Source organism: Methylobacterium mesophilicum, from assembly GCF_022179445.1.
In the GTDB taxonomy this organism is placed as follows: domain Bacteria; phylum Pseudomonadota; class Alphaproteobacteria; order Rhizobiales; family Beijerinckiaceae; genus Methylobacterium; species Methylobacterium mesophilicum.
In genome coordinates this window covers 1-25532 of sequence record NZ_BPQU01000048.1, presented here as the reverse complement: position 1 = coordinate 25532, position 25532 = coordinate 1, and the positions used below count along the sequence as shown (strand labels likewise).

Genomic DNA, 25532 nt, shown 5'->3' with positions numbered 1-25532 from the left:
GTGAATCACGCAAAAGGCAACACCGAAATCCATTCCTTTCAAGCGATCGCCCTGACCGCGCCCTGCCCGCGCCTGGCTCGACGCGCTGCGGCCAGAGGGACGGCTTCTGTTCCCGCTTCAGGCTGCCAACCGCCGGGGCGGCATGCTGCTGGTTCGCCGAACCGCGGCAGACGCAGCCTGGCTGGCCCGTTTCGTCTCCATGGCGAGCTTCATCCCGCTTCAGGGCCTGCGGGAGGTGGCCGAAGACGGGCTATCCGAGGCCTTCGCACGAAGACCCCTCGCCGCGGTCCGGTCGATCCGCTTCGACGCGCCGCCCGATGCGGGCTGCTGGTATGACGGCGGCACCTGGTGGCTTTCGACCCGGGATCCGTGACGCCTTCTGCGACCCAGCCATCCTCCCGAAAGCCGGCGGCCACCTTTCGGAACGATGCTTTAAGCGACCGGGCACTCCCGAAAGGCCGGCAGCGCTTCGGCGCGCGCGCACAGGGCGGTGAGGTTCGGATGGTCGGCCTCCGGGACCGCGTCGCCATCCACGGTCCGCGTGAACCGACAGACCACCGCAGCGGTGATATCCGGCTGAAGCGGCGCCGACCCGAACAGCCACGGCTGTTGCAACTCGACTTCCCGCTCCAGCTCTCGATAGGCGGCTGTGAGCTGCGCATGGATCCGGTCGAGCCAGGGGGCGTGCTGCTTGTCCTCAGGACGCAGATTGCGCTCGTAGACGCGTTGCACGGTCTTGTCGGCGGCCGCCAGGGCGAGGCCGAGGATGCGGCAGGCCCGGGCATGCCCGGCGAGGTCCACGGGCATCAACCGCGCGCGATCCGGCCGCATTGCGGACAAGTGCGCCAGGATCAGCGTCGAATCCATCAGCGTGATCCCGTCGTCGGTGACCAGTGTCGGCGCCTTGATCACGGGGTTGACCGCGCGGAACCTCTCGACGTCCCGCAGGACCGACACCGACTCGTGCGTGAACGGAATGTCGGCCATCCGCAGCGTGATCGCGACGCGGCGGACATAGGGGGAATCGAGCATACCGATCAAACGCATGACGACATCCTTGGGGCGGCCGCATCCTGCTGTGCGGACCGGAGAAATCTCTTCCGCGGACGGCGCCGTTGCCAGTGGCACGATCGGCCATTACCGATGAGATCATGCCAAAATCGCCGAGCCACGCCGTCGTCATCCTGGCCTATGACGGGCTGTGCACGTTCGAGTACGGCTGCGCCGTCGAGGTCTTCGCCCTGCCCAGGCCGGAATTCGGCTCGCGCTGGTACCGCTGCGCCATTGCGGCCGTGGAACCGGGGCCGTTGCGGGGCACCGGCGGGGTCGTGGTGCAGCCCGATGGCGGCCTCGAACTCCTCGACCACGCCGGGACGATCGTCGTCCCGGGCTGGCGCGGTCCCGCGGGGGCGATGCCCGCTCCCCTGATCGCGGCGCTGAGGCGGGCCCATGCCCGGGGGGCGCGCCTCGTCGCGATCTGCGCCGGCGCCTTCGTACTCGCCGAGGCCGGCCTGCTGGCGGGCCGCCGGGCCACGACGCATTGGCACTTCACCGACCGGCTCGCCGCCTTCCCGGGTGTCCAGGTCGCCGCCGACGTACTGTATGTCGACGCGGGCTCGATCCTGACCTCGGCCGGCAGCGCGGCCGGTCTCGATCTCTGCCTCCACGTGGTGCGGATGGATTTCGGCGCGCAGGTCGCCAACACGGTCGCGCGCCGCATGGTCGTCCACGCGCATCGCGACGGCGGCCAGGCGCAGTTCGTGCAGCGGCCGGTTCCGAAGCACGCCGGCACCAAGCTCGGGCTGCTGTTCGATCGCGTCCGCGAAAGCCTCGGCGCGGCCTGGACGGTCGAGCGGATGGCGCACGAGGCCGGTCTCAGCGTGCGGAGCCTCCACCGCCACGTCCGAGCCGCCACCGGCCATGCGCCGGGGGCCTGGCTCGTCGCCGAGCGGCTGGCGGAGGCGCGGACGATGCTCGAGGAGACGAGGCGCCCGGTGGACGAGATCGCCCGGCTTGTGGGGTTCGGCTCGGCGCCGGCCCTGCGCAGCCACTTCCGCAGCCTCGTCGGGGTCACCCCGACCGCCTATCGGCGCAGCTTCACGGCACACCCGGCGGGGCTTCCGCTCCGGTAGGCCGCTTGAGCGATGCGCCTCAGCGCGCCCGGGCCACGCAGAAATCCACCGCGCCGTTGAGCGCGGCCTTCACCGGTCCGTCCGGGAAGACGTCGAGGGCGGCGCGCGCCTGGGCGCCGTACTGGTGGGCGCGGGCCACCGTCTCCTCCAGGGCGCCGTGGCGCTGCAGCAGGTCGAGGGCCGTACCGAGGTCGTCTTCGCCGATCTCGCCCTGCTGCAGGGTCCGACGCCAGAAGCCGCGCTCGCCCTCGCTGGCCCGGCGGTGGGCCAGCACGATCGGCAGGGTGATCTTGCCCTCGCGAAAATCGTCGCCGACATTCTTGCCGAGTTCGGCCGAGGTGCCGCCGTAATCGAGCACGTCGTCGATCAGCTGGAAGGCGATGCCGAGGTTCATCCCGTAAGCGCGGGCCGCGACCTGCTCGGCCTCCGGCCGGCCGGCGAGTACGGGGCCGACCTCGCAGGCGGCGGCGAACAGCTCGGCGGTCTTGCCGCGGATCACCGCCAGGTAGGCGGCTTCGTCGGTTTCGAGGTTCTTGGCGTTGGTGAGCTGCATCACCTCGCCCTCGGCGATCACCGTGGCGGCGGCGGACAGGATGTCGAGCGCCCGCAAGGAGCCGACCTCGACCATCATCCGGAAGGCCTGGCCCAGCAGAAAGTCGCCGACCAGCACCGAGGCCTCGTTGCCCCATTTAATCCGGGCGGCGACGCGGCCGCGGCGCATGTCGCTCTCGTCGACCACGTCGTCATGCAGCAGGGTCGCGGTGTGCATGAACTCGACGCTGGCGGCGAGCTTCACGTCGCCGTCGCCGGCGTAGCCGCAGAGTTTGGCGCAGGCGAGCGTGAGAATCGGGCGCAGGCGCTTGCCGCCGCTGGCGATCAGGTGGTTGGCCACCTCCGGGATCATCGCCACGTCGGATCCGGTGCGCGACAGGATCGTGGTGTTGACCCGCGCCATGCCGTCCGCCACCAGCGCGACGAGGTCGTTCAGCCCCGCCTCGGTCTCGGGCTTCGGATTCTCGATGGAGAGGGCCATACCCAAGATCCGCGACCTCCAGTCCGGTTCCCCCGCAGGGGGCGGGCGATCCCTTCGCACGCGCCTCGCGGCGCCGCAACATCGGCGCAGGGAGGATATGGTGCGAAGGGAATGCGCAGCGAACGCGACGAATGCGCCGGACGACCGGCATCCTTCGAAGAATTGCGATGATCGTACTGATTTCTGCGAATGATCCCGTGCTGATCGGCTTTGCCCGCTCGGTGCTCGAGGCTGCCGAGATCCCGGTCCTGGTGGCCGACACCCACATGAGCGTGATGGAAGGCTCGATCGGGGCGTTCGGTCAGCGCCTGATGGTTCCGGGTGATTGGGCGCCCCAGGCCCGCCGGTTGCTCACGGATGCCGGGCTCGCGCACGAGTTGCGTGACCCGTGAGCCCGGAGCCCGATGCCTTCCTGGGCGGGATTGTGCGCCTGCATCAGCCGCCCCGGGGGGCGCACCGGGCCGGGACCGATGCGGTGCTGCTCGCCCGGCTGCTGGTCCCGGCGCCGGGGGAGCGGCTGTGCGATGTCGGCGCCGGCACCGGCGCGGTGGGCCTGGCCTGCGCGGCGCTCCATCCCGGCACCCGCCCGACCCTGGTGGAGCGCGATCCCGAGCTGGCCGGGATGGCGCGGACCAACGCCGCCCTCAACGGCATCGCGGCTTCGGTGATCGAGGCCGACGTGCTGGCGCCGGCGGCCGAGCGCCGCGCCGCCGGGCTGGAGCCCGACGGCTTCGACCTCGTCCTGACCAACCCACCGTTCTTCACCGCGGGCCGCCACCGCCCCTCCCCGCATCCAGGCAAGGCGATGGCGCACACGTTTCCCGAGAGCGGCCTGGACCTCTGGATCCGCGCCTGCACGGCGATCCTGCGGCCGGGGGGCCGGCTCGGGCTGATCCACCGGGCGGACACCCTGCCGGCCTGCCTCGACGCCATGACGGGCCGCTACGGCGGGATCGCGATCCGCCCGGTCCACGCCCGGGCCGAGGCGCCGGCGATCCGGGTGCTGATCGCCGCCATCCGGGGCAGCCGCGCGGCTCCGAGCCTGCTGCCGCCGCTGGTGCTGCACGGCTCCGACCCCAAGATCTTCACCCCGGAGGCCGAGGCGCTCCACCGGGGCGCGCCCTGGCCGCCGACGTAGGGAACCGGCTCGTCAGGCCGCGAGGGCCGTTGGCACCGCGTCGTCGATGCCGAGGAACCGCTCGACGGCCGGCAGGTCCGAGAAGCCCAGAAACTCGGGGCGCAGCGGCTCGGGCAGCCCCTCGAAGTTGAGCCCCGGGAACGTGTCGGGATGCGGATAGAGCTGCCACTCGGCCCCGGGCTCGACCGGCGGGAACAGGATCGCCACCTTCTCGTCGCCCAGGCGCACGATCCGGGTCGGGCTGTACGACAGGGTCTCGATGCTCCAGCCGAGGTGATGGTCCCGGCGGGCCTTCAGGGTACGGCGGCGCGTCGTGCGATGCATGGCGGTCTCCTGCGGGTTTGAGAGTTCGAGAATTCAGGCCGCGCTGCGGCGGCCGGTGCGCTTGGGCCAGCCGAGCGCCACGAGGCGCGCCTTGGCGTAGTCGCGGACCTCGTCGCGGGTGCCGGGCGGCATCGCCGCCAGGATTGCCTGGGTGGCGCCGTCGAGCATCAGGTCGGTCACGTCGTTGATGGTCTCGGCACCGTCAATGCGGCGCTTGAGGTCGCCCTCGGCCTCGGTGACCTCGTCGAAGGGCTGGGCCTCCTCGAAATCCTCGTCCACGGCCCGGACGGTGGGCAGCTGGGTGCGGAACTCGTCGGCCTCCTCCTCCGAGTAGACCAGGCCGTGAAGCTCGATCAGCTTGAGGATGACGCGGTCCTTCCCGCGCTTTTCCGCCATGGCGTAGACGTAGGCCGCCTGCTTGCCCGAGACGCGGTAGTTCACGTTGACCAGGGCCTCGCCCATCGACCACTCGACCCGGTCGGCGGCCGGCTTCGCGCCGACCTTGGCCCCGGGCAGGCGCCCGGTCACCAGCAGCACGGCCTCGTCGCGCTCGGCCCGGATGATCGTCGGCGGCTCGAACACGATCCCGGCCTGCGCGGCGATCCGCTCCAGCGTCTTGTGGTAGATCACAGCCGTGCCCTGCACGCGCCAGACGTTGCCCCCGAAGGGCTCCCCGTAGCGCACCAGGATGTCGGCGATCTGCTTGTCGGCGGTTCGCATGCGGGGCTCGTTCCGGTGAGAGAAGGCCGCGTCATCCACAGGTTTCTACGGCGACGCTCTTTTGTTCCTGTTTTGTTTCATCGTATATGCGGGATTGCGATGGCGTTCGCAAGGGTCGAGGTCGGCTGTCCGCGTCGATTGGAGGGGGCTGCGTCAGTGCGTGCAGGGGTGTCGCAGGATGGATCCGGGGATCGGTTTGCAGCGCGGGCGGTGATGGTGCGTCGTTCGGATTTCGTTTCGCGGCTCAGGGCGGCGATCGGTCCGGGCTGGTTCGCCCTCTGCCGATTCAACCGGACTTCATCAATGCTTCCCGAAAGCAGTGATTGGTCGGTCGTCAGGCAATTTCGGTTCGAGACGGGAAGTAGACCTGCCCCCCGTTGAAAGGTGGACGTTCCGCGACCTGCTCGACCATGCCGCATCAACAGGTTGATGCCGGCTTCGAAACGGCCATCCATCGAGCGGCAGGTTTGGCGGCTCCGCGCCTTTCGGGGTCATTCAACCGCCGTCGTGAGGATTTGGGGCGCAACAGCCGGCTTTGGAGCGGCCTGGGTCAAGAACATTCTCCCCGTTGCAAAAGCTGTCGCGTTGACGAGGCCCATGGTGACGAGCCCTGCCGCGAGGGCAGCGAACATCCACGCGGGACCGAGCCCGAAGATTGCCGCGACCCAGGCGCCCCCCAGCGCCACCCCCATCCGGAGGATGCTGGCTGTGAGCGGCCAGCCGACACGGCCTGCGCCCTGGGCCGCGAAGTAGAGAGCAAGTCCGGCCCCGAAGAACCCGTAGAACGGTCCGACGATGCGGAGATAGGACGAGCCGGTGGCCATCATGGCCGGATCGCCCCCGAACAGACCGAGCCAAGCCTCCGGATACATGGCGGCTGCAAGACCGATGGCCTCCGTCAGAAGACCGGCCACGATGGCGCCGGTCAGCGCAGCCTGACGGGCGCGGGCATGCAGTCCGGCACCGAGAGCGGTCCCGACGATGGCGGCAATGGGAGAACCGAGCCCGAACACGAGGGGGACCAGCAGGTATTCCAGCCGGGCGCCGGTTCCATATCCAGCCACCGCGGCCGGCCCCGCCGTTCCCACGAAGCCCGTCGCGGCGATGACCGTGACGTTCGACGTCACACTGGCGATGCCAGAGAGCAGGCCGACGCGCAGGATCTCGCGGGACGGCGCCCAGGTGAGTCTCGGGAGGCGCCGGCTCGGGTGCAGGACGCCACGGCCAGACCAGATGGAGGCGGCGAAGACGGCGGTGCCGGCGGCGTAGTAGGCCGCGACAGCCACGCCCCCACCCACGACGCCGAGCCTGGGGAACGGACCCCAGCCGAAGATCAGCGCCGGCGAGAGCGGGATCAGCACGATGGCTCCGGCACAGGTGACGCCGGCCGGGAGGGCCATGTTGCCGGTACCGCGGATCACGGCCGCCAGCGCGTTGAACAGCCAGATCAGGACCGCTCCGCCGAGCACGACGTTCGCGTAGGCCGTCGCGGCCTGGAGCGATCCTCCGGTGCCGCCCATCGCGGCGTAGAGGTGCGGTCCCAACGGCAGCGCGAGCAGGCTGGTTAAAAGACCCAGTCCGAGGCCGATGGCGGCAGCGTGCCAAGCGACGAGGCTGGCCTCGGTCGTCCGGCCGGCGCCCAGAGTGCGCGCGACCGCCGACTGGATGCCGCCGCCCATGCCGCCGGCGGACAGCATCTGGACCAGCATGACGACCGGGAAGACGAGGGCCATGCCGGCCAGGACGTCGGTGCCAAGTTTCGCGACGAAATAGGTCTCGATCAGGCCAATGGAGGTCTGGACGACCATCACCACGACGTTCGGCCCGGCCATCCGAGCCAGGGTCGGCACGAGCGGCGCTTCGAGCAGGCGACGCGTTCGGTTGTCCATGGCGGAGCCCTCACGGCCTGACGGGTTTGATAGCAGGCACGATGGCCGAGGCGACACCGGCCGAGGGATCGGCGGCGTCGTGAACGTTGCGGTCGCTTGACCGGCCGCTGGAGGCGTCACGGCACCGGGCAGATCGAACGGAAGGCCGGTCGTGCGCGCGGTCGCGACGGGGTGGCCGGCCGCGTCGCTCATGCGGCACTCGGCCAAGGCTCGCCAACGCCCGGGATAAACGACCAGGCCGACGGCGGTCGGCAGCCCAGGCGCTTCTTCGGCCATCGATGGACCCCACGGAGTGGCCGACCGCCCGGCATGCGGACACGCGCCATGCGAACGCCGCGCGCCGGGCGGCATGGCCGCACTTTCATGTTGAACGTAATCTATATTGAGGCGACGTGCAATCGTGACACGTGCGGGCGTCGGGTGGATGGCGGCCGGTGACTCGCCCGCCATCGTCATCGCCGCCGTTATCCGCCAGCGCTTGTGACGTCCGGGCCACAATGGCGAGCGCCGCAAGCTGTTTCGGACACCGGCACCGCCAAATGGATCGAAGCGGCGAACGCCCTCCAAACGTGGCGTATCTCCGGACCGCGCGATCACGAACCGGGACGGCCGGCCCCCTCGGGAAATCCGGTCTCAGTCAGCTTGACGGACAGCGCCCACAAACGCGCGGCCGCGTCAGGATCCACCGCATACGCCTTGACGCCCACGAACGGGGCGCCCGCCACCTCCGCGCGCACGGCCACGTCGCAATCCTCGCAATACAGGCCGCCGAGCCCATCGAGCAGCGGCGAAGTCGCCGCCCAGACCTGGGTGGCGGCGCCCTGGGCCGGTGTCTTGAATGTCGGATCCACTGGCGCGCCCTGCGCGTCGAGCCAGCCCTCCGCGATCATCTCGGCCCGGGTCAGGTGGCGCTGGAGCGGCGTGAAGATTTTTCCGGGATGCAGGGAGAAGGCGCGGATACCCCGGTCCCGTCCCAGCCGGTCGAGATGGAATGCGAACAGGGCGTTGGCGGTCTTCGACTGACCGTAGGCGTGCCATTTATCGTAGCCGCCGGAGAACATCACGTCGTTCCAGCGGATCGGCGAGAGGTGGTGCCCGGCCGAGGACAAGGCAATCACCCGGGCGCCGCTCGCAAGCAGCGGTAGAAGGCGGTTGGTCAGGGCAAAATGGCCGAGATGATTGGTGGCGAACTGCGCTTCCCAGCCCGGCCCGACCCGCATCTCCGGGCAGGCCATCAGGCCGGCATCGTTGATGAGCCAGTCGATCGGCCGGCCAGCCTGCAGGACGCCCTCGGCGAAACGCCGGACGCTACCGAGGTCCGACAGGTCGAGGGCGTCGACCGTCGTCCGGGGAATATCCTGCGTGGCGATCCGGGCGGCGTCCGGATCGCGGGCGGCGACGAGGACCTCAGCGCCCGCGGCTGCGAGCGCACGGGTGGTCTCGATACCCAGGCCCGAATGCCCCCCGGTGACGACCGCAAAACGCCCCGTCAGGTCGCGCCCGGCCAGGACGTCGGAGGCGGTGCTGCGGGCGCCGAAACCGGATCCGAGCGGCGTTTGATGATCAATCATGGTCTTGCTCAAGGGCGGCCCGGCGATGCTGCCGGCGCGCGCAGACGATCGACCCGGAATGCCGGACGCTCCATGCTTAGGCGTCCGCGAATCCTGCGCGGGCGTCCGGTTCGCGCCATGGATCCGCTCTCCGACGTTCTCGCGATGCTCAGGCCCCAAAGCGTACTCAGCGCGGGGCTCGATGCCGGCGGCGCCTGGGCGATCCGCTTCCCCGCCCATGAAGGGATCAAGTTCAACGCCGTGATGCGGGGTACCTGCTGGGTTGCGGTCAAGGGCGAGCCCGAGCCGGTCCGGATGGCGGCCGGCGATTGCTTCCTGCTGACCCGGGGCCGCCCGTTCCACCTCGCCACCGACCTGACGCTTCCGGCGATCGAGTCCGCCGCGATCTACGACAACGCGGCCGACACGGTCGCGACCTGCAACGGCGGCGGCGACTTCTTCCTGGTCGGCGGACGGTTCTTCTTCGCGGGCGATGCGGCCGGCTTGCTGTTCGACGCGCTGCCGGCGATCGTGCCGATCCGGGACGCCTCGAACCAGGCCGCGATCCTGCGCTGGGCGCTGGACCAGCTGGCCGTGGAACTGCGCCAGGGCGCGCCCGGCGGCGCCCTGATGGCCGACCACCTCGCGCAGATCATGCTGCTGCAGGTGCTGCGGCTCTGGCTCGCTTCCGCGCGGCCGACCGGCTGGCTCGGGGCGCTCACCGATCCAAGGCTGGCCCGGGCGCTCACGGCCCTGCACGCGGAGCCGGCCCGGCGCTGGACCGTGGCGGAACTCGCCGCGCGCGCCGGCATGTCGCGCACGACTTTCGCGGCCACGTTCCGCGCGGTGGTCGGCCAGCCGCCGCTCGCCTATCTCGCCGGCGGGCGGATGCAGCGCGCCGCCGACCGGCTGCTACGCTCCGACGATCCCGTCGCCGCGATCGCGTATGCCGTCGGCTACGAATCCGAGACGGCGTTCCGCACCGCCTTCCGGCGGCACATGGCCTGCACGCCGATGCAGTATCGGCGGACAAAGGCCGCATTGTTGCTGCACCGCACCCTGGGCTAGACCGCAGGAACGATGTCCGAGACAGACGCCATGACGCCCTCCCTCTGGACCCGCCTGTCGAACCCGAGCCACTTCATGCGGTGGTCGGGCGTGCTGGTGCCGTGGCTCACCGCCCTGTCGCTCGGCGCGCTGGCGGTCGGCCTGTACCTGACCTTCTTCGCCGTGCCGCCGGACTACCAGCAGGGCGAGACCGTCCGGATCATGTACATCCACGTCCCGGCGGCCTGGCTCGGGGTGTTTTTCTACGGCGCCATGAGCGTGTCGGCGATCGGCACCCTGGTCTGGCGCCACCCGCTGGCCGACGTGGCGCAACGCGCCGCCGCGCCGATCGGGGCGGCGTTCACGCTGATCTGCCTGGTCACCGGTTCGCTCTGGGGCAAGCCGATGTGGGGGACCTACTGGGTCTGGGACGCGCGGCTGACCTCGATGCTGGTCCTGCTGCTGATCTATTGCGGCATCATCGCCTTGTGGCGCACCCTCGAGGAGCCGAACCGGGCCGCCCGCGCGGTGGCGATCATGACCCTCGTGGGCGCGGTGAACCTGCCGATCATCAAGTTCTCGGTGAACTGGTGGTCGACCCTGCACCAGCCGGCCTCGATCCTGCGCATGGGCGGCTCCAGCATCGATCCGTCGATGCTCTACCCGCTGCTGATCATGATCGGCGCCGCGACGTTGGGCGGGATCACCCTCCACCTCTACGCGATGCGCACCGAGATCATGCGCCGCCGGGTGCGGACGCTGACGATCCGCGAGGCCGAGCGCCTGGACCGCACGCAGCCGCGCCTCACGCCGAAGCCCGCCGGGATGCCGGTCGGGCAGCCGGTCTAGGACCTTACCGATGGATCTCGGCTCTCACGGCGGCTTCATCGTCGCCGCCTACGCCTTCACGGCCCTGGTCATGGCCGGGCTGGTCGGCAACGGCCTGCGGGACCGGTGGGCGCAACGGCGCGCCCTGAAGGGTTTCGGGGAGGAGCGGCGGTGAGCGGCGACGACATCACGGACCGGCCGCCCCCGGTCCGCCGCTCGCTGCTGCTGGTGCTGCCGGTCCTGGCGTTCGCCGCGCTGGCGGCGGTGCTGTTCCTGCGCCTGCGCTCGGGCGCCGACCCGGCCGCCCTCCCCTCCGCGATGATCGGCAAGCCGGTGCCGAGCTTCAGCCTGCCGGCGGTGCCGGGCCTGAAAGCCGGCGACGCCCCGGTGCCGGGCCTCTCCAGCGCCGACCTGAAGGGCCAGGTCACGGTGATCAACGTGTTCGCCTCGTGGTGCGCGCCCTGCCAGGTCGAGCACCCGATGCTGATGCGGCTCGCCCGGGAGCCCGGGATTCAGCTGGTTGGCATCGACTACAAGGAGCCGACCCCCGCCGCCGGCCAGCGCTTCCTGGCCCGGCACGGGGTGCCGTTCCGCGCGGTCGGGGCCGATGCCGACGGGCGCGCGGCGATCGATTTCGGCGTCTACGGCGTGCCCGAGACCTTCGTGGTCGGGCCCGACGGGGTGATCCGCGACAAGCTCGTCGGCATCCTCACGCCGGAGAACTACGCCAGCGTGCTGGCGCGGATCCGGGCGGCCGGGAAGGTCGCGGAGGCGCGCTAACGTATTATCCCGAAAGGTCGCCGCCGGCTTTCGGAACAGGATGATACGCCATCAAGAGGCTTACTCGCCCGGTTGAGGCTCCTTGCGCTCGTAGCGGGTCAGCAGCGGCGTCTGCGCCAGGGCGAACACCACGGTGAGCGGCATGATGCCGAACACCTTGAAGTTCACCCAGAAATCCTCGGTCTGGGTCCGCCAAACGATCTCGTTCAAGGCCGCCAGAACAAAGAAAAAAAGACCCCAGCGGAAGGTGAGCTTGCGCCAGCCCTCCTCGGTGAGGCTGAACATCGAATCGAGCACCACCGACAGGAGCGAGCGCCCGAAGGCAAGGCCGCCGAGCAGCACGGTGCCGAACAGCGCGTTCACGATGGTCGGCTTGACCATGATGAAGGTCTTGTCCTGCAGCGCCAGCGTCAGCCCGCCGAACACCACCACGACCACGCCGGACACGAGCGGCATGATCGGCAGCCGCCGCACCAGCACGAAGTGAACCGCCAGCGCCACCACGGTCGCCGCGATGAACACCCCGGTGGCCACGAACAGCTTCTGGTCCGGCGCAACGCCGAGTCGTTCCGAATAGGCGTTGCCCAGGAAGAAGATGACGAGCGGTCCAAGCTCCAGCGCCAGCTTCACGAGCGGCGGCAGGTGGCGGCGGGGCGGAACGGATTCGATCTGCATGCGCGTCAGTTGGCTCGGATGCGGCACTCGCGTTAGGCTGGAGGCCTGGCTGGCGGTTTCGAGGCTGTGTGGAACGCGGGGCTGACGATGTCCATCACGATCGACAACGCCGAGGTCGAGGCGCTCCTCGCCGACCTCACGGCCACCACCCACCGCGCTGCGCCGGATTTGTTGCTGGAGTTGCTGCGACGGGAGCAGGCGCGGGTGGAGACGGCGGCGGAGCGCCGCATCGCCGAGGGATTGGCCGCCGATGAGACGATGCGCCGTCGCTTCGAGGCGAGCCGGATCGTGGATCCGCGTCCGATCGAGGAGATCCTCGCCTGCGATGAAAGCGGTCTTCCTGCGTGATCGTCGTCGATTCGTCAGCCTTCGTCGCAATCCAGCGCCGAGAACCCGAGGCTGAAGCCTTTTCTCGTGTGCTGGCACTCGCGGAAAGCCCCGCGATGGCGGCAGCGACTTATCTGGAATGCGCCATCGTCGCCTCGCGTGTGGCGGACGGACGAGCAGTGCTGGACGAGTGGATCCTGGCACGTCGCATCGCCGTCGTCCCGGTCGACCACGCCCTCGCCCAGGTGGCTGCCGACGCCTTCGCCCGTTACGGCAAGGGCGGGCACTCGGCCGGGCTGAACTTCGGCGATTGCTTCGCCGACGCCCTGGCCCGGAGGCTGAACGCACCGCTCCTGTTCAAGGGTAACGACTTCGCCAGGACCGATGTGCTTCGTATCGCAGCCTAATCCTTCTCCAGCCCTGCGATCGCCCGGGCGAAGTCCCGGGCCGCGAACGGCTCCAGATCCTCCACGCCCTCGCCGACGCCGATGAAGTGGACCGGCAGGCCGAACTTGGCCGCCAACGCCACCAGGATCCCGCCGCGCGCCGTGCCGTCGAGCTTGGTCATGACCAGGCCAGAGACCGGCGCCGCCTGGGAGAACAGCTCCACCTGCGAGATCGCGTTCTGGCCGACGGTGGCGTCGAGGACGAGGATCGTCGCGTGCGGGGCCTCCGGGTCCTGCTTGCGCAGCACACGGACGATCTTCTCCAACTCGGCCATCAACCCGGCCTTGTTCTGGAGCCGGCCGGCGGTGTCGATCAGCAGCACGTCGGTCCCGGCGGCGGTCGCCTGCTTGAGCGCGTCGAAGGCGAGGCCGGCCGCGTCGGCGCCCGCGCTGCCGCTCACCACCGGGGTACCGGTGCGCGCACCCCAGACCTTGAGCTGCTCCACCGCCGCCGCCCGGAACGTGTCGCCGGCCGCCAGCATCACGGTCCGGCCCTCGGCGCGCAGCTTCGAGGCGAGCTTGCCCAGCGTCGTCGTCTTGCCGGCGCCGTTGACGCCGACGGTCAGGATCACGAACGGCTTCTTCGTCGCGTCGATGGAGAGCGGCACCGCCACGGGCTCCAGCGCCCGCTCGACCTCGGTGGCCAGGATCGCCCGGACCTCGTCGGGTGAGATGCCCTTCTCGTAGCGGCCCTTGCCGACCGCGTCCGAGATCCGCGTCGCGGTCTCCAGGCCGAAATCGGCCTGGATCAGGGCGTCCTCCAGATCCTCCAGGGTGTTGGCGTCGAGCTTGCGCTTGGTGAACAGGCCGGTGACCCGGTCGGTCAGCGCCGACGAGGTCCGCTTCATCCCGGAGGTGAGCCGCGTCCACCAGCCCTTGGCCTCGGGCTCCCGGTCAGGCCCTGCGCCGGCATCGTGGGCCAGCGCAGCGGCGGCATCGACCGGCTGGATGTCGGGCGCCGGCTCGACCGCCGGCTCACGGTTCGCGTCGCCGGTATCGACCGGGGCGGCGCCGTGCGCGGGGTCGTCGCCGGCCGTGCCGGCGGGCGGCCGCTCGGGCTCGCCTTCGATCGGCAGCAGGTCCGCCCCCTCGACCACGTCGGCGACGGGCGCTTCCGTCTCCTCGGGCGGCAGCGGAATGTGGGCGACATCCTCGGCCCCGGTGGCGTAGTCGGGCTGGCCCTCGGCGGGCGAGGCCGGCGCATCCGCGGGGAGTTCCGTCTCCGCCGTCTCTTCGACCGTCTGGTCGGCCGCATCGGAACCCTTGCGCCCGAACAGGCGCCCGAACCAGCCGGGCTTGTCCTCGCTCGCCATGAAATCGCGTCCTCGCCCCACCTTGCCCACCCGGCCTTGAGCCACTAGCCCAACCGGATGTCACTCACCTTCGACATAGGTGCCCGCCTCCTCTACCGCGATGCCCTGCTGCTCGTCATCGACAAGCCGCCGGGCCTGCCGGTCCATCCCGGCCCGCGCGGCGGCGAGACCCTGACCGATCACCTCGACGGCCTCCGCTTCGGCCTGCCGCGCCGACCCGAGGCCGCCCACCGGCTCGACCGCGACACCTCCGGCTGCCTGGCGCTCGGGCGCCACGCCAAGGCACTGGCCCGGCTCGGCAAGCTGTTTTCCGGCAGCGCCGTGGACAAGACCTACTGGGCCGTCGTCGAGGGCGGACCCGACGCGGATTCCGGCCGGATCGACCTGCCGCTGGCGCGCCGCTCCGACGATCCGCGCTCCTGGTGGATGAAGGCCGACCCGGCGGGCGACCCGGCCCTCACCCATTGGCGCGTCCTCGGCCGGGCCGGCGGCCGGACCTGGTTGGAGCTGAAGCCGGTGACCGGCCGCACGCACCAACTCCGGGTCCATTGCGCCGCCTCCGGCTGGCCGATTTTGGGAGATTCGATCTACGGCAGCGCCCCCCGGGGCGGCAGCCTGCACCTGCACGCGCGGACGCTGACGATCCCGCTCTACCCGAAGCGGGAGGCGATCACCGTCACGGCGCCGCCGCCGCCGCATATCGCGGACGCCGTGGCGGGGACGAGTTCGTAGGTTTCCGCCACATCGGCCGTGGAATGCCGCGCCTCGAAAAGGCATCCGGGCCGGCATCACGAGTATTTAATTTTTATTCGGCAAATTTTTTGGCACAATAACATTTTTCTGTAATTATATTGGTCATATTTCAGTAATTTTGCGTAGCTTTTTATTACGATCATTACATACACGCAAAATTTATAGCGACGTAGCATAATAATTTATTTCACGAAGCAGAAATCTGTGCTGATGTGTGTAGACGATGGGCCGCCCCGCCTGTCCAATCCTATGGTTATCTCACTCCCGTTCTGCATCGTGATCGTATGAGCCATGTATCGACCGCCGACGCGGTCATCGGAAATCGGGAAGGCGGCGTCCGCATGCTGACAATCAACGAGCGGTTCGAGATCAACGCCGCGATCGAGCGCCTATTGGCCGATGGCGCCGCATTCGATCCCGGCGACGCCGGGTTGCTAATCGAGAAGGTGCCGCTCTCTCGGAAACGCAACGAGATCTCTTTCCGCTACGAGGATCATACACCGGACAAGGGCGTCGAGGGCTTTGCCTCCGGCCTGGGCAACGTGCGTATCGACGCCGGCAAGCCTCGAGTGAAGGAGATCGGCCTGCTCCCGGACGTTATACGCGTCGGCGGCTACAAGATCTTGCATCGGCCAGGTAAACTCCAGGTCGAGCTGATGTGGGCCGACACGAATATCGATCTCGCGACCGGGACGAAACAGGACCGGTCGGTAATACTGCTCTACGACCGTCTCTCCAAACGTCCACGTGTTCTGACGCGGGCGGTCTCAAGGCCGCTGCGACTCGTGCTCTGGCCGAAGCCGCGGGTGTCGTTTGACATCAACTTCGTCGGGTACGTGCCCTGGAAGACGCCTGCCACGCCCGGCGGCCTCGATGGGACCGCGACAGCCTCTGAGAGGCAGCCAACGATGCAACACCGCGATTGAGGCGAAGCTCTCGCAACAAGGGCATCTATCCGGCGATTAACCGCGCCCCGTCATGCCCCGCGATCGTGACAGCGTGGAACGTCCCAGCGTCGGCCGCCCCGGCCAGCCGAACGGCGGTGAAATCCGCGCTTCGGCCGGTGCCGCCGCGCTCGGCCAGGACCGTGAGGGTGCGTCCCACCTGGCCGTCGAGGTGTCGGCGCAACGCGTCGGCACCGGCTTCGCGCAGGCGGGCTGCCCGATCGCGGATCGTCTCGGCCGCCACCGGGGGCATGCGGGCGGCGGGCGTCCCGGGGCGGGCTGAGTACGGGAAGACGTGCAGGTACGTGAGCCCGCATTCGGCCACGAGGTCGAGGGATCGGGTGAACTGGTCCTCGGTCTCGGTGGGAAAGCCCGCGATCAGGTCGGCGCCGAACACCACGTCCGGGCGCAGGGCGCGGACGGTCTCGCAGAAGCGGATAGCGTCGGCGCGGCTGTGCCGGCGCTTCATCCGCTTGAGGATCAGGTCGTCGCCGGCCTGCAGCGAGAGGTGCAGGTGCGGCATCAGCCGTTCCTCCTCGGCGATCGCCGCCAGCAGCGCGTCGTCCACCTCCACGGAGTCGATCGAGGAGATGCGCAGGCGCGCCAGGTCCGGCACCGCCCGCAGGATCGCCCGCGCCAGCGTCCCGAGGGAGACCGACGGTCCAGGCAGGTCGCGGCCATAGGCGGTGAGGTCGACGCCGGTGAGCACGACCTCGCGGCCGCCATGGGCCACGATCGTCTCGACCTGGGCGATGACGTCGGCCACCGGCACCGAGCGCGAGGCGCCCCGGCCGAACGGAATGATGCAGAAGGTGCAGCGGTGGTCGCAGCCGTTCTGCACCGGCACGAACGCCCGCGTATGGCCGGCGATCGCGTCGATCCGCGTCGGCGCCACCGTGCGAGCCGCCATCACGGCGCCGGGGCCCGTGCCGGCGGGCGACCAGCCGGCAGGACTCAGCTTCTCTGCGTTGCCGACGAGGCGCGACACCTCGGGCATTCCCGCGTAGGCTTCGGTCTCGACCTCGGCGCCGCAGCCGGTGACCACGATCTCGGTCCCGGGCCGCTCGCGGGCGATCCGGCGGATCGCCTTGCGGGCCTGCCGGCCGGCTTCCTGGGTGACCGCGCAGGTGTTGACCACCACCCGGTCGCGCCCGTCCGCCGCCGCGTGGACGCGCAGGGCCTCCGACTCCACCGTGTTGAGCCGGCAGCCGAAGGTGAGGGTCTCGACGGCCATCAGGCGATGCCGGAGAACAGCTCCGGCGCCAGATTGCCCTCGGCGACGAGCGCGACCGGGCCGGTCATCAGGACATGGTCGTCGGCGCGCCATTCCACGAACAGCTCGCCCCCGGGGAGACGGACATTGGCCTGCCGGCCGATCATGCGCAGGCGGGAGGCCGCCACCACGGTGGCGCAGGCGGCCGTGCCGCAGGCCAGCGTCAGCCCGGCGCCGCGCTCCCAGACCCGCAGGGTGATCGCCTCGCGCTCGGTCACCTGCGCCACGGAGATGTTGGCCCGCTCCGGAAACAGCGGGTGGTTCTCCAGCATCGGCCCGATCCGGGCCAGATCGTAAGACGCGGGATCCCGGTCCACGAAGAACACCGCGTGCGGGTTGCCCATGTTCACGACCCCCGGCGAATGCAGGATCGGATCGTCGATCGGGCCGATCTGCAATTCGATCCGCCGCGTGTCGGGGAACGGCTCGGAGAGCGGGATCTCGTCCCAGGCGAGCTTGGGCCGGCCCATGTCGACCGTGAAGGCGCGCTCCGAGATCCGGCGCACGCCGACGCGCCCGGCCGCGGTCTCCAGGACCAGGCGGCCGCCCTCGGCGGGGCGGGCCATGGCCGGGTCGTCGAGCATCGCGTAGGCGACGCAGCGGGTGCCGTTGCCGCAGGCGCCGGATTCCGAGCCGTCGGTGTTGTAGATCCGCATGAACGCGTCGGTGCCGGCGCTCACGGGATCGTGCAGGACCATCAGCTGGTCGAAGCGCGAGCCGGGATCCTGCGCGATCGCCCGGGCCTCCTCCGGGCGGACCTGGGTCGCCGAGCCGCGCAAGTCCAGCACCACGATCGCGTTGCCGGCGCCGTGCATCTTCAAAAAGCGTCTATGGGCGAGTGCGCTCATGCGGCCAGAGGGTTTGAGGGGATCGGCCAGCTATATGGCAAAACGCTCTGCCCTAAGCGAGGGGCGCGCGCGGCGTGGCAGATGCGCCGCACCCGCGACTCTCGTGACCCATGCCCTCGCGGGCGGGCCGGATCGCCATTAGGTTAACCGGCGGGAGCCCACGCGACGATCCGCCGGGACCCGACCGGAGCGCCCCCGTGATCCGCCTTCGTTCCCTCGTCGCCGTCTCGACCGCCCTGGTCTTCGCCGCCGGACCGGTCACGGCGCAGCAGCAGCCCGCGCCGCCGCCCTCCACCGCGCCGTCCCCGGCCCAGACCAGCCCGCTGCCGACCACGACGGCGCCCAACCCGGTCGCCGACCCGACCAAGAGCGCCGCCCCGGCGCCGCAGCAGGCGATCGCTCCGCCCCCCGCCGGCCAGGCGGCCGTCGGCACGCCGGGGCGCCCGACCCTCATCGAGAAGCCCGGCGAGCCCGGCGACGTCGACGAGGTGACCCTGCCGGCCAAGCCCGCCGCGATCCTCTCGGGCAAGACCAAGTGGGAGGAGGCCATCGTCAACCTGAGGCAGGCCTTCGCGCGGATCGAGGCGGATCTCGCCAAGGCCGGAATCGCCCCCGCGGGCCGGCCGCTGGCGGTGTTCACCCGCACCGACGACGACGGCTTCGAGTACGAGGCGATGATCCCGGTGGCCGCTTCTCCGAGCCCGGCGCCCGCGGAGGCCGACGGCCTGCGCTTCGGCACGACCCCGTCCGGCAAGGCCCTGCGCTTCCCGCACAAGGGCTCCTACGAGTCGATCGATAGCACCTACGAGACGCTGACGGCCTATCTCGACGCCAAGGACATCGTCGTCCAGGACCGCTTCGTCGAGGAATACGCCACCGACCTCAAGGACGGCACCGACGACAACCTCGACGTGAATATCTTTGCGCTCGTGAAGTAGGCCGCCGGACACGGTCGCGAAAAGAAGTCTTGTTTCGTTCGGCGGCCGCGATCTCGCCGGGGCTCACTCAGCCGCCCCGTCATCCCGGGCTCGCCTGCGGCGCCCCGGAATGACGATGCGCCTTATCCGGTCATCGAAAAATCGCCGATCGAAGAATGGACTTCGGCGACGCCGCGATCTGTCAGAAAACCCTTCCCTGGCACGATGATCCAGTAACCACTCGCGAACGTCGCATCGTCTTGACCGAAGGGACAGATCGCCGCTGTATTCGGCAGCCCGGAACAGCAGCGGCGGCTTGGGGATTCCCCGAGCATGCCGACCTCCCTCTTCCCGACCGCCACCGCATCCGCGCCGCGTCGTAAATCCGTCGCCGCGCCGGCCGACCCGGCGGTGGCCGACAAGGCGCGCGCGGTCCATGCCCGGCTCTGCCCGGTCTACGGCTGCCCGATTCCGTATTTCCACAACCTCGATCCGCTGAGCGAGCTGATCTCGTCGCTGCTCTCGCACCGGACCCGCAACGCCGAATCCGGCCGGGCGTTCAAGGCCCTGCGCGCCCGGTTCCCGGACTGGGAGGCGGTGATCGACGCCGAGGTGTCGGAGATTCAGGCCGCGATCGCCGGCGTGACCTGGCCGGAGCTGAAGGCGCCGCGGATCCGCGACGTGCTCGTCGCCGTGCGCGAGCGCCGCGGCAGCCTCGATCTCGGTTTCCTGGCCGACTTGGATATCGCGGCGGCGCGCGCTTGGCTGGAGGCGATCCCGGGGAACGGCCCGAAGACCAGCGCGGCCGTGCTGTCCTTCTCGACCCTGCGGATGCCGGCCCTGCCGGTGGACAGCCACCACCACCGCGTCGCCCAGCGCCTCGGCCTGATCGGGCCGCGGATCGATGTCGGGCCCTCGCACCCGATCCTGCGGGCGCAACTGCCCGCCGACTGGAGCGCGCAGGACCTCTACGACAATCACGAGATCCTGATGCTGCACGGCCAACAGGTCTGCCATCATCGCCGCCCGGCCTGCGGGCGCTGCGTCCTGGTCGATCTGTGCCCGAGCGCGGCTCTGGCGGCCCGGGAGCCGTGAGCGCATCCTTGACCGGTCCCGGCCGCGGGTGCGAGTAACCCCGCGCCCGGCAGGCGCAGAGCCCCGGCTATGTACTGCTCAGGATCGGCGCCGATGGCCGCGTTCACCGAATTGGTCTTCTCGGGCGTCCAGCCCACAGGCAACCTGCATCTCGGGAACTACCTCGGGGCGGTGAAACGCTTCGTGGAGATGCAGGAGCGCGACGCGCAGTGCCTGTACTGTGTGGTCGACATGCACGCGATCACCGTCTGGCAGGACCCCGAGGCGCTTCGCGGCCAGATCCGCGAGGTCACGGCCGCGTTCCTGGCCGCCGGCATCGACCCCAAGCGCGCGATCGTGTTCAACCAGAGCCAGGTGCCCCAGCATGCCGAGCTCGCCTGGGTTTTCAACTGCGTCGCGCGGCTGGGCTGGCTGAACCGCATGACCCAATTCAAGGAGAAGGCCGGCAAGGACCGGGAGAACGCCTCGATCGGGCTGTACGATTACCCGGTGCTGATGGCGGCCGACATCCTGGCCTACCGCGCCACCCACGTGCCCGTGGGCGAGGATCAGAAGCAGCACCTGGAGCTGACCCGGGACATCGCCCAGAAGTTCAACACCGACTTCTCGAAGTCGATCGCGGCGCACGGCCATGGCGAGGCGTTCTTCCCGATCACCGAACCGCTGATCGGGGGTCCGGCCGCGCGGGTGATGTCGCTGCGGGACGGGTCCAAGAAAATGTCGAAGTCGGACCCGTCCGACAACGCGCGGATCAACCTCACCGACGAGGCCGACACCATCGCCCAGAAGATCCGCCGGGCGAAGACGGATTCCGATCCGCTGCCCTCCGAGATCGCGGGGCTCAAGGAGCGCCCGGAGGCGGACAACCTCGTGGGGATATACGCGGCGCTCGCCGGCATCACCCGCGAGGCGGTGCTGCACGATTTCGGGGGCGCGCAGTTCTCGACCTTCAAGCCGGCCCTTGCCGACCTCGCGGTGACGAACCTCGCGCCGATCGCCGGGGAGATGCGCCGGCTGACCGCCGATCCCGGCCATATCGACGCCGTGCTGGCCGACGGTGCCGGGCGGGCCGAGACGATCGCGGCGCAGACGCTGGACGCGGTCAAGGACATCGTCGGCTTCGTGCGCCGGAGCCCGAACCTCCAGGCGGTGCGGTGACGATCCGGGCGCTCGTCTTCGACGTCTTCGGGACGCTCGTCGACTGGCGCTCCGGGGTGGCCCGGGAGGCCGGGCGCCTGCTCGGTGCTCACGCGCCGGCGCTCGATGCCGGCGCCTTCGCCGATGCCTGGCGCGGATGTTACGGCCCGTCGATGGAGACCGTGCGCTCCGGCGCGCGCGCTTACGTCGATCTCGACACCCTGCAGGCGGAATCGCTCCCCGGCGTGCTGGCGCAGTTCGGCATCGCGGGCGTGCCGGACGACGTACGGCGGGAGCTGGTCCAGGCCTGGCACCGGCTCGATGCCTGGCCCGAGGTGCCGGACGCGATGGGCCGCCTGCGGGAGCGTCACCTCCTGGCGCCCAACTCCAACGGCCATGTCCGGCTCATGGCCGACCTCGCCCGGCGCAACGGGCTGCTTTTCGACGCGATCCTGGGGGCCGGCTACTCCCGCGACTACAAGCCCAGGCCCGCGCTGTACCGCGACGCGGTGGCGGCCTTCGGCTTCACGCCGGGCGAGACCTTGATGGTCGCGGCCCATTCGAACGATCTCGCGGCGGCGGCAAGCCACGGCCTGTCCACCACCCACATCGCCCGGCCCCACGAGCACGGACCGGCCGGCGGCGAGACAGCGCCCACGGTCCCGGTCACCTACGCGGCCCGGGACCTCGCAGACCTGGCCGATCAACTCGGCTGCTGACGATGGAGCAAAGGGGGACACGATGGCCGATTGGAACCCCGCCCTCTACACCCGCTTCGAGGACGAGCGCACCCGCCCGGCGGCCGAGTTGCTGGCCCGGGTGCCCCTCGACAGGCCGCGCCTCGCCTACGATCTCGGCTGCGGCCCCGGCAATTCCACCGCGTTGATCGCGGAACGCTTCCCCGATGCGGAGGTCGTCGGGCTCGACACCTCTCCGGCGATGCTGGAGAGCGCAAGGGTCCGCCTGCCCGGCCTCGCCTTCGCGCTTGCCGACGCCGAGACCTGGGCACCGGAGCGTGCACCGGACTTGATCTACGCGAACGCGGTGCTGCAATGGCTGCCCGACCATCCGGCGCTCCTGCCCCGGCTGTTCGGCCTTCTGGGGCCCGGCGGCGTGCTGGCGGTGCAGATGCCCGACAACCTCGCCGAGCCGTCACACCGCCTGATGCGCGAGACCGCCTCCGCCGGCCCCTGGGCTGCGGCGATCGGCGACCCGGCTGTGGCCGGGCGCCTCGGCCGGATGCTGGACCCGGCCGGCTATTACGACCTGCTGGCGCCGCTGGCGGCCGACGTGGATGTCTGGCGCACCGCCTATCACCACCCGATGGCGGATGCCGCCGCCATCGTGGATTGGGTCCGCGCCACAGGGCTGCGGCCGTTCCTCGATCCGCTGGATCCGGACCAGGCAGCCGGGTTCCTGGCCGCCTACGAGACCGCCATCGACACCGGCTACCCGCGCCGCAGCGACGGGCTGCGCCTGCTGGCGTTTCCACGGGTGTTCATCGTGGCCCGCAAAGGCGGGTAGCGGCTCCGGCTTCGGCGGGCACGGCTGACATCGCGCGCGCCATAGCATCGTCCCGCACCGTCATTGCGCGCATTGCCCAGCAATACACCTTCCGGGGATCGTGCGTTGCCCTGGGTCGCTTCGCTCGCGCTTGCAATGACGGTGAGCCGTGCGCGGGGTGTTCGTTCAGGCCTCGCCGCGGGCGACCAGCGCCTCGTACTCGGCGACCTCCAACTTGCCCTCCTGGGCAACGCGAGCCTTGTCCGCATCGCTGATCACGTCGCCGGCGAGGTCGAGGCGCTTCCACGCGGCAAGCGGGGTCTCGCGGCCGGGAGTCGGGACGTATTTGTTCTGCTCGAGCTTTTGATACTTGTGGATGTAGCGCGGGCAGTTGACCCAGATCTTCTTCACCGCGACCTTCACCAGGTACTTGGCCTCCGTGTACTCGGCCATCAGGGCGTCGTCGCGCAGCAGCGTCGCGTGGCCCTGAACCCGGATCCGGTGCGGCGTCTCGAAGTCGATGAACAGCAGGCCGACCTTGGCCTGACCCTCGATGTTGCCCATCGAGTAGAACATGCCGTTGCCGTCGAAGCCAGGAAACGCGAGCGTGTTCTCGTCGAGCACCTTCACCAGGCCCCGGGGCCCGCCCTTGTAGGAGACGGTCGGCATCCCGTCGGGATCCACCGTGGACAGGAAGAACATGTCCCGGGAGGCGATGAAGGCGCCCTCGTCCGGCTGGATGCTCTCGTGGACCCAATCCTCGTCCAGCCGCACGGCGAGCTTGGTGGTGCCGAACTCGGTCTGTAGCGCCCGGTGCACGTCCGAATAGAGCGATGCCATGGCGTGTCCTCTCCAACCCTGTCGGGTCCTCATGCAGGCGGGACCGCTGAGGCGGTTATTGTCGGGAAGGGCCGCGTTCGGCAACCGTCAATGGAAACGGCCGGCCTCGCTTTCGCGTGACCGGCCCCCGAGGTGCGGCCGAGCAAAGCCCGGCCGCCAAATCCCAAATCAATTGCGGGTCTTGTCGACCAGCGCCTTCTCGGAGATCCACGGCATCATGGCGCGGAGCTTGGTGCCGACCTCCTCGATCGGGTGGGTGGCGAGCTTGGCGCGGGTCGCCTTGAACGAGGTCTGGTTGACCTTGTTCTCCAGCATCCAGTTGCGGGTGAAGGTCCCCGACTGGATGTCGTTGAGCACGCGCTTCATCTCGGCCTTGGTCTCGGGCGTGACGATGCGCGGGCCGGTGACGTACTCGCCGTACTCGGCCGTGTTGGAGATCGAGTAGTTCATGTTGGCGATGCCGCCCTCGTAGATGAGGTCGACGATCAGCTTCACTTCGTGCAGGCACTCGAAATAGGCCATCTCGGGGGCGTAGCCCGCCTCGACCAGGGTCTCGAAGCCGGCCTTGATCAGCTCGACGAGGCCGCCGCAGAGCACGGCCTGCTCGCCGAACAGGTCGGTCTCGCACTCTTCCTTGAAGGTGGTCTCGATGATGCCGGCGCGGCCGCCGCCGTTGGCCGAGGCGTAGGACAGGCCAAGATCGTGGGCGTTGCCGGAGGCGTCCTGGGCGATGGCGATCAAGGTCGGCACGCCGCCGCCGCGCAGGTACTCGGAGCGCACGGTGTGGCCGGGGCCCTTCGGGGCGACCATCAGGACGTCGAGGTCCTTGCGCGGCTCGATCAGGTTGAAGTGGACGTTGAGGCCGTGGGCGAACAGGAGGGCGGCGCCCTGCTTCATGTTGCCTTCGAGGGACTCACGGTAGATGTCGCCCTGCAACTCGTCGGGGGTGAGCATCATCACGACGTCGGCCCACTTGGCGGCCTCGGCCACCGACAGGACCTTGAAGCCCTCGTGCTCGGCCTTCTTGGCCGTGGCGGAGCCCTCGCGCAGCGCGATGACGATGTCCTTCACGCCGGAATCGCGCAGGTTGAGCGCGTGGGCGTGGCCCTGGCTGCCGTAGCCGACGATGGCGACCTTCTTGCCCTTGATCAGGTTCAGGTCGGCGTCGCGATCGTAATAAACCCGCATGTCGGTTTCCTCTTCAGGTGATGGTTTCGGGTGGGGTTAGGCATTGGCCTGGCCGTACAGGGCCAGGAACTGGTCCACGGCGCGCTCCGCATCGCGCCGGATCTCATCCGCGTCGAGGTCGAGCGCCTCGCCGAGCAGTAATCGGATCTGGATATCCCGGCCGACGAGGCCGAAGAAGGTCCGGAACGCCGCCTCGCTGTCGGCGAAGGCGAGCAGCCCCGCCGCGCGCCCGGCCTCCAGCACCGGCTTCACCCGCTCTCCGATGGCGAAGCGGCCGTTTGCCAGCACGATGCCGCCGAGGTTGCTCTTGCGCGAGCCGGCATGGGCGACGGCGATCCGGTTCAGCGCCACCGAGGTGCGGCTCGCGATCACCGTCAGCCAGGAGACCGCGAAGTCCTGAAGATGCTCCCGCAGGCTGGTGCCGTCCAGCGCCTGGACGGCCTCGCGGCCGGCATGGACCCGGGATGCCTGCCACCGCACGGTGGCGGTCAGCAGGCCGTCGCGGTCGCCGAACCACTTGTATAGCGTCTCCTTGGAGCAACTCGCCCGGCGGGCCACGGCATCCATGGTGAGCTGATCCCCGTCCTCGACCATGAGGGCGAGCACGGCGTCGAGCACCGCCTGCTGGCGCACGGATGGCGGCTCCGGCGCCTGGGCGCCTGCCTCCATCGTCTCCCGACGCTCTGCAAGGTTCGAAGGCATCGTTCCCAGTACCGTACCGTACGGTACGCTCGATAGAGCGATTCGCCGGGCGCTGCAAGGGGCCCGGCGCCGCTCGGCAGGGCGATCGCTTGAAAGGAATGGATTTCGGTGTTGCCTTTTGCGTGATTCA

31 protein-coding genes are annotated in these 25532 nt (G+C 69.7%); 17 read left to right on the top strand and 14 right to left on the bottom strand.

From position 1 onward, the window contains the following. Positions 1 to 142 precede the first annotated feature (142 nt). Positions 143 to 373, top strand: coding sequence for a hypothetical protein (locus MFF40_RS26475; RefSeq protein ID WP_238262879.1), 231 nt, complete (start codon positions 143 to 145; stop codon positions 371 to 373). Between the two features lie 59 nt (positions 374 to 432). Here MFF40_RS26475 and MFF40_RS26470 read toward each other — a convergent pair whose 3' ends face one another. Beyond that, positions 433 to 1047, bottom strand: coding sequence for a glutathione S-transferase family protein (locus MFF40_RS26470; RefSeq protein ID WP_147855778.1), 615 nt, complete (start codon positions 1045 to 1047; stop codon positions 433 to 435). Between the two features lie 104 nt (positions 1048 to 1151). Here MFF40_RS26470 and ftrA point away from each other — a divergent pair, with 104 nt between their 5' ends. Beyond that, the gene (gene ftrA / locus MFF40_RS26465; protein WP_238262877.1) at positions 1152 to 2132 is read left to right on the top strand and encodes a transcriptional regulator FtrA; all 981 of its coding nucleotides are present in this window, start codon (positions 1152 to 1154) and stop codon (positions 2130 to 2132) included. 19 nt (positions 2133 to 2151) lie between these two features. On the opposite strand, the gene MFF40_RS26460 is transcribed toward ftrA, so the two are convergent. Continuing rightward, the gene (locus MFF40_RS26460) at positions 2152 to 3165 is read right to left on the bottom strand and encodes a polyprenyl synthetase family protein (protein ID WP_147855100.1); all 1014 of its coding nucleotides are present in this window, start codon (positions 3163 to 3165) and stop codon (positions 2152 to 2154) included. A gap of 167 nt (positions 3166 to 3332) precedes the next feature. Here MFF40_RS26460 and MFF40_RS26455 point away from each other — a divergent pair, with 167 nt between their 5' ends. Then, positions 3333 to 3557 carry a putative signal transducing protein gene (locus tag MFF40_RS26455; RefSeq protein WP_147855101.1) on the top strand — a complete coding sequence of 75 codons (225 nt, stop codon included), beginning with the start codon at positions 3333 to 3335 and terminating at the stop codon, positions 3555 to 3557. Continuing rightward, on the top strand, positions 3554 to 4303 hold the full coding sequence (locus tag MFF40_RS26450) for a tRNA1(Val) (adenine(37)-N6)-methyltransferase (protein WP_147899019.1): 750 nt from the start codon (positions 3554 to 3556) through the stop codon (positions 4301 to 4303). Before MFF40_RS26455 ends, MFF40_RS26450 begins: the two co-directional genes overlap by 4 nt. A gap of 12 nt (positions 4304 to 4315) precedes the next feature. On the opposite strand, the gene MFF40_RS26445 is transcribed toward MFF40_RS26450, so the two are convergent. From MFF40_RS26445 to MFF40_RS26430, 4 genes are all read right to left on the bottom strand, one after another. Further along, positions 4316 to 4627: a hypothetical protein gene (locus tag MFF40_RS26445; protein WP_147855012.1), complete on the bottom strand. Its 312-nt coding sequence runs from the start codon at positions 4625 to 4627 to the stop codon at positions 4316 to 4318. A 33-nt stretch (positions 4628 to 4660) separates the two neighbouring features. Then, complete coding sequence (locus MFF40_RS26440; RefSeq protein WP_147855013.1) at positions 4661 to 5347, bottom strand: trna delta -isopentenylpyrophosphate transferase; 687 nt, start codon at positions 5345 to 5347, stop codon at positions 4661 to 4663. A 491-nt stretch (positions 5348 to 5838) separates the two neighbouring features. Further along, positions 5839 to 7236 (bottom strand): MATE family efflux transporter, encoded by a 1398-nt coding sequence (locus tag MFF40_RS26435; RefSeq protein WP_147855014.1) that lies wholly within the window; start codon positions 7234 to 7236, stop codon positions 5839 to 5841. A gap of 593 nt (positions 7237 to 7829) precedes the next feature. Further along, complete coding sequence (locus MFF40_RS26430; protein ID WP_238262875.1) at positions 7830 to 8807, bottom strand: SDR family NAD(P)-dependent oxidoreductase; 978 nt, start codon at positions 8805 to 8807, stop codon at positions 7830 to 7832. Positions 8808 to 8924: 117 nt separating this feature from the next. Between MFF40_RS26430 and MFF40_RS26425 the strand changes: the two genes are divergently transcribed. The 4 genes from MFF40_RS26425 to MFF40_RS26410 are packed head-to-tail and all read left to right on the top strand — an operon-like array spanning position 8925 to position 11441. Continuing rightward, positions 8925 to 9854, top strand: a complete 930-nt coding sequence (locus MFF40_RS26425) for an AraC family transcriptional regulator (protein ID WP_147855016.1) — start codon at positions 8925 to 8927, stop codon at positions 9852 to 9854. A gap of 30 nt (positions 9855 to 9884) precedes the next feature. Further along, positions 9885 to 10682 carry a heme ABC transporter permease gene (locus MFF40_RS26420; RefSeq protein ID WP_147855017.1) on the top strand — a complete coding sequence of 266 codons (798 nt, stop codon included), beginning with the start codon at positions 9885 to 9887 and terminating at the stop codon, positions 10680 to 10682. Positions 10683 to 10692: 10 nt separating this feature from the next. Continuing rightward, the gene (ccmD, locus tag MFF40_RS26415) at positions 10693 to 10836 is read left to right on the top strand and encodes a heme exporter protein CcmD (RefSeq protein ID WP_238262873.1); all 144 of its coding nucleotides are present in this window, start codon (positions 10693 to 10695) and stop codon (positions 10834 to 10836) included. Continuing rightward, complete coding sequence (locus MFF40_RS26410; RefSeq protein WP_147855019.1) at positions 10833 to 11441, top strand: DsbE family thiol:disulfide interchange protein; 609 nt, start codon at positions 10833 to 10835, stop codon at positions 11439 to 11441. Before ccmD ends, MFF40_RS26410 begins: the two co-directional genes overlap by 4 nt. 60 nt (positions 11442 to 11501) lie before the next feature. Here MFF40_RS26410 and MFF40_RS26405 read toward each other — a convergent pair whose 3' ends face one another. Then, positions 11502 to 12116: a septation protein A gene (locus MFF40_RS26405; protein WP_238262871.1), complete on the bottom strand. Its 615-nt coding sequence runs from the start codon at positions 12114 to 12116 to the stop codon at positions 11502 to 11504. Between the two features lie 87 nt (positions 12117 to 12203). Between MFF40_RS26405 and MFF40_RS26400 the strand changes: the two genes are divergently transcribed. After that, on the top strand, positions 12204 to 12464 hold the full coding sequence (locus MFF40_RS26400; protein ID WP_147899022.1) for a hypothetical protein: 261 nt from the start codon (positions 12204 to 12206) through the stop codon (positions 12462 to 12464). Next, positions 12461 to 12850: a type II toxin-antitoxin system VapC family toxin gene (locus MFF40_RS26395; RefSeq protein WP_238262869.1), complete on the top strand. Its 390-nt coding sequence runs from the start codon at positions 12461 to 12463 to the stop codon at positions 12848 to 12850. The genes MFF40_RS26400 and MFF40_RS26395 overlap by 4 nt, the downstream gene beginning before the upstream one ends. On the opposite strand, the gene ftsY is transcribed toward MFF40_RS26395, so the two are convergent. After that, entirely contained in the window at positions 12847 to 14202 is a 1356-nt protein-coding gene (gene ftsY, locus MFF40_RS26390) for a signal recognition particle-docking protein FtsY (RefSeq protein WP_147899024.1), read from the bottom strand. The genes MFF40_RS26395 and ftsY overlap by 4 nt on opposite strands. Positions 14203 to 14259: 57 nt before the next feature. Here ftsY and MFF40_RS26385 point away from each other — a divergent pair, with 57 nt between their 5' ends. Both MFF40_RS26385 and MFF40_RS26380 read left to right on the top strand, forming a co-directional pair. Next, entirely contained in the window at positions 14260 to 14934 is a 675-nt protein-coding gene (locus tag MFF40_RS26385; protein ID WP_147899025.1) for an RluA family pseudouridine synthase, read from the top strand. 305 nt (positions 14935 to 15239) lie between these two features. Further along, positions 15240 to 15881: a hypothetical protein gene (locus MFF40_RS26380; RefSeq protein ID WP_187278230.1), complete on the top strand. Its 642-nt coding sequence runs from the start codon at positions 15240 to 15242 to the stop codon at positions 15879 to 15881. Between the two features lie 25 nt (positions 15882 to 15906). On the opposite strand, the gene mtaB is transcribed toward MFF40_RS26380, so the two are convergent. Together mtaB and dapF are read right to left on the bottom strand one after the other, a co-directional pair. Further along, positions 15907 to 17133, bottom strand: coding sequence for a tRNA (N(6)-L-threonylcarbamoyladenosine(37)-C(2))-methylthiotransferase MtaB (gene mtaB, locus MFF40_RS26375; protein ID WP_147899232.1), 1227 nt, complete (start codon positions 17131 to 17133; stop codon positions 15907 to 15909). After that, entirely contained in the window at positions 17133 to 18020 is an 888-nt protein-coding gene (gene dapF / locus MFF40_RS26370; protein ID WP_147899233.1) for a diaminopimelate epimerase, read from the bottom strand. The genes mtaB and dapF overlap by 1 nt, the downstream gene beginning before the upstream one ends. A gap of 197 nt (positions 18021 to 18217) precedes the next feature. On the opposite strand from dapF, the gene MFF40_RS26365 reads away from it, so the two are divergent. Beyond that, positions 18218 to 18958, top strand: coding sequence for a GyrI-like domain-containing protein (locus MFF40_RS26365; protein ID WP_147899234.1), 741 nt, complete (start codon positions 18218 to 18220; stop codon positions 18956 to 18958). A 122-nt stretch (positions 18959 to 19080) separates the two neighbouring features. Here the strand turns inward: MFF40_RS26365 and MFF40_RS26360 are convergent, their stop codons facing one another. Then, a complete protein-coding gene (locus tag MFF40_RS26360) occupies positions 19081 to 19272 on the bottom strand; it encodes a hypothetical protein (RefSeq protein WP_147854894.1) in 192 nt (63 codons plus the stop codon). On the opposite strand from MFF40_RS26360, the gene MFF40_RS26355 reads away from it, so the two are divergent. From MFF40_RS26355 to tam, 4 genes are all read left to right on the top strand, one after another. Then, the gene (locus MFF40_RS26355; protein ID WP_238262867.1) at positions 19271 to 20032 is read left to right on the top strand and encodes an endonuclease III domain-containing protein; all 762 of its coding nucleotides are present in this window, start codon (positions 19271 to 19273) and stop codon (positions 20030 to 20032) included. The two genes, MFF40_RS26360 and MFF40_RS26355, sit on opposite strands and share 2 nt — an antisense overlap. 93 nt (positions 20033 to 20125) lie before the next feature. Continuing rightward, positions 20126 to 21190 carry a tryptophan--tRNA ligase gene (gene trpS / locus MFF40_RS26350; RefSeq protein ID WP_147854892.1) on the top strand — a complete coding sequence of 355 codons (1065 nt, stop codon included), beginning with the start codon at positions 20126 to 20128 and terminating at the stop codon, positions 21188 to 21190. Further along, positions 21187 to 21888, top strand: a complete 702-nt coding sequence (locus tag MFF40_RS26345) for a haloacid dehalogenase type II (RefSeq protein ID WP_147854891.1) — start codon at positions 21187 to 21189, stop codon at positions 21886 to 21888. The genes trpS and MFF40_RS26345 overlap by 4 nt, the downstream gene beginning before the upstream one ends. Before the next feature lie 22 nt (positions 21889 to 21910). Then, positions 21911 to 22693 (top strand): trans-aconitate 2-methyltransferase, encoded by a 783-nt coding sequence (tam, locus tag MFF40_RS26340; protein ID WP_147899235.1) that lies wholly within the window; start codon positions 21911 to 21913, stop codon positions 22691 to 22693. A 165-nt stretch (positions 22694 to 22858) separates the two neighbouring features. Here the strand turns inward: tam and MFF40_RS26335 are convergent, their stop codons facing one another. The 3 genes from MFF40_RS26335 to MFF40_RS26325 form a co-directional block, all read right to left on the bottom strand. Beyond that, positions 22859 to 23512 (bottom strand): pyridoxamine 5'-phosphate oxidase family protein, encoded by a 654-nt coding sequence (locus tag MFF40_RS26335; protein WP_147854889.1) that lies wholly within the window; start codon positions 23510 to 23512, stop codon positions 22859 to 22861. A 168-nt stretch (positions 23513 to 23680) separates the two neighbouring features. Further along, positions 23681 to 24700, bottom strand: a complete 1020-nt coding sequence (gene ilvC / locus MFF40_RS26330) for a ketol-acid reductoisomerase (protein WP_147854888.1) — start codon at positions 24698 to 24700, stop codon at positions 23681 to 23683. 36 nt (positions 24701 to 24736) lie between these two features. Further along, positions 24737 to 25369 (bottom strand): TetR/AcrR family transcriptional regulator, encoded by a 633-nt coding sequence (locus MFF40_RS26325; RefSeq protein WP_147854887.1) that lies wholly within the window; start codon positions 25367 to 25369, stop codon positions 24737 to 24739. Positions 25370 to 25532 lie beyond the last annotated feature (163 nt).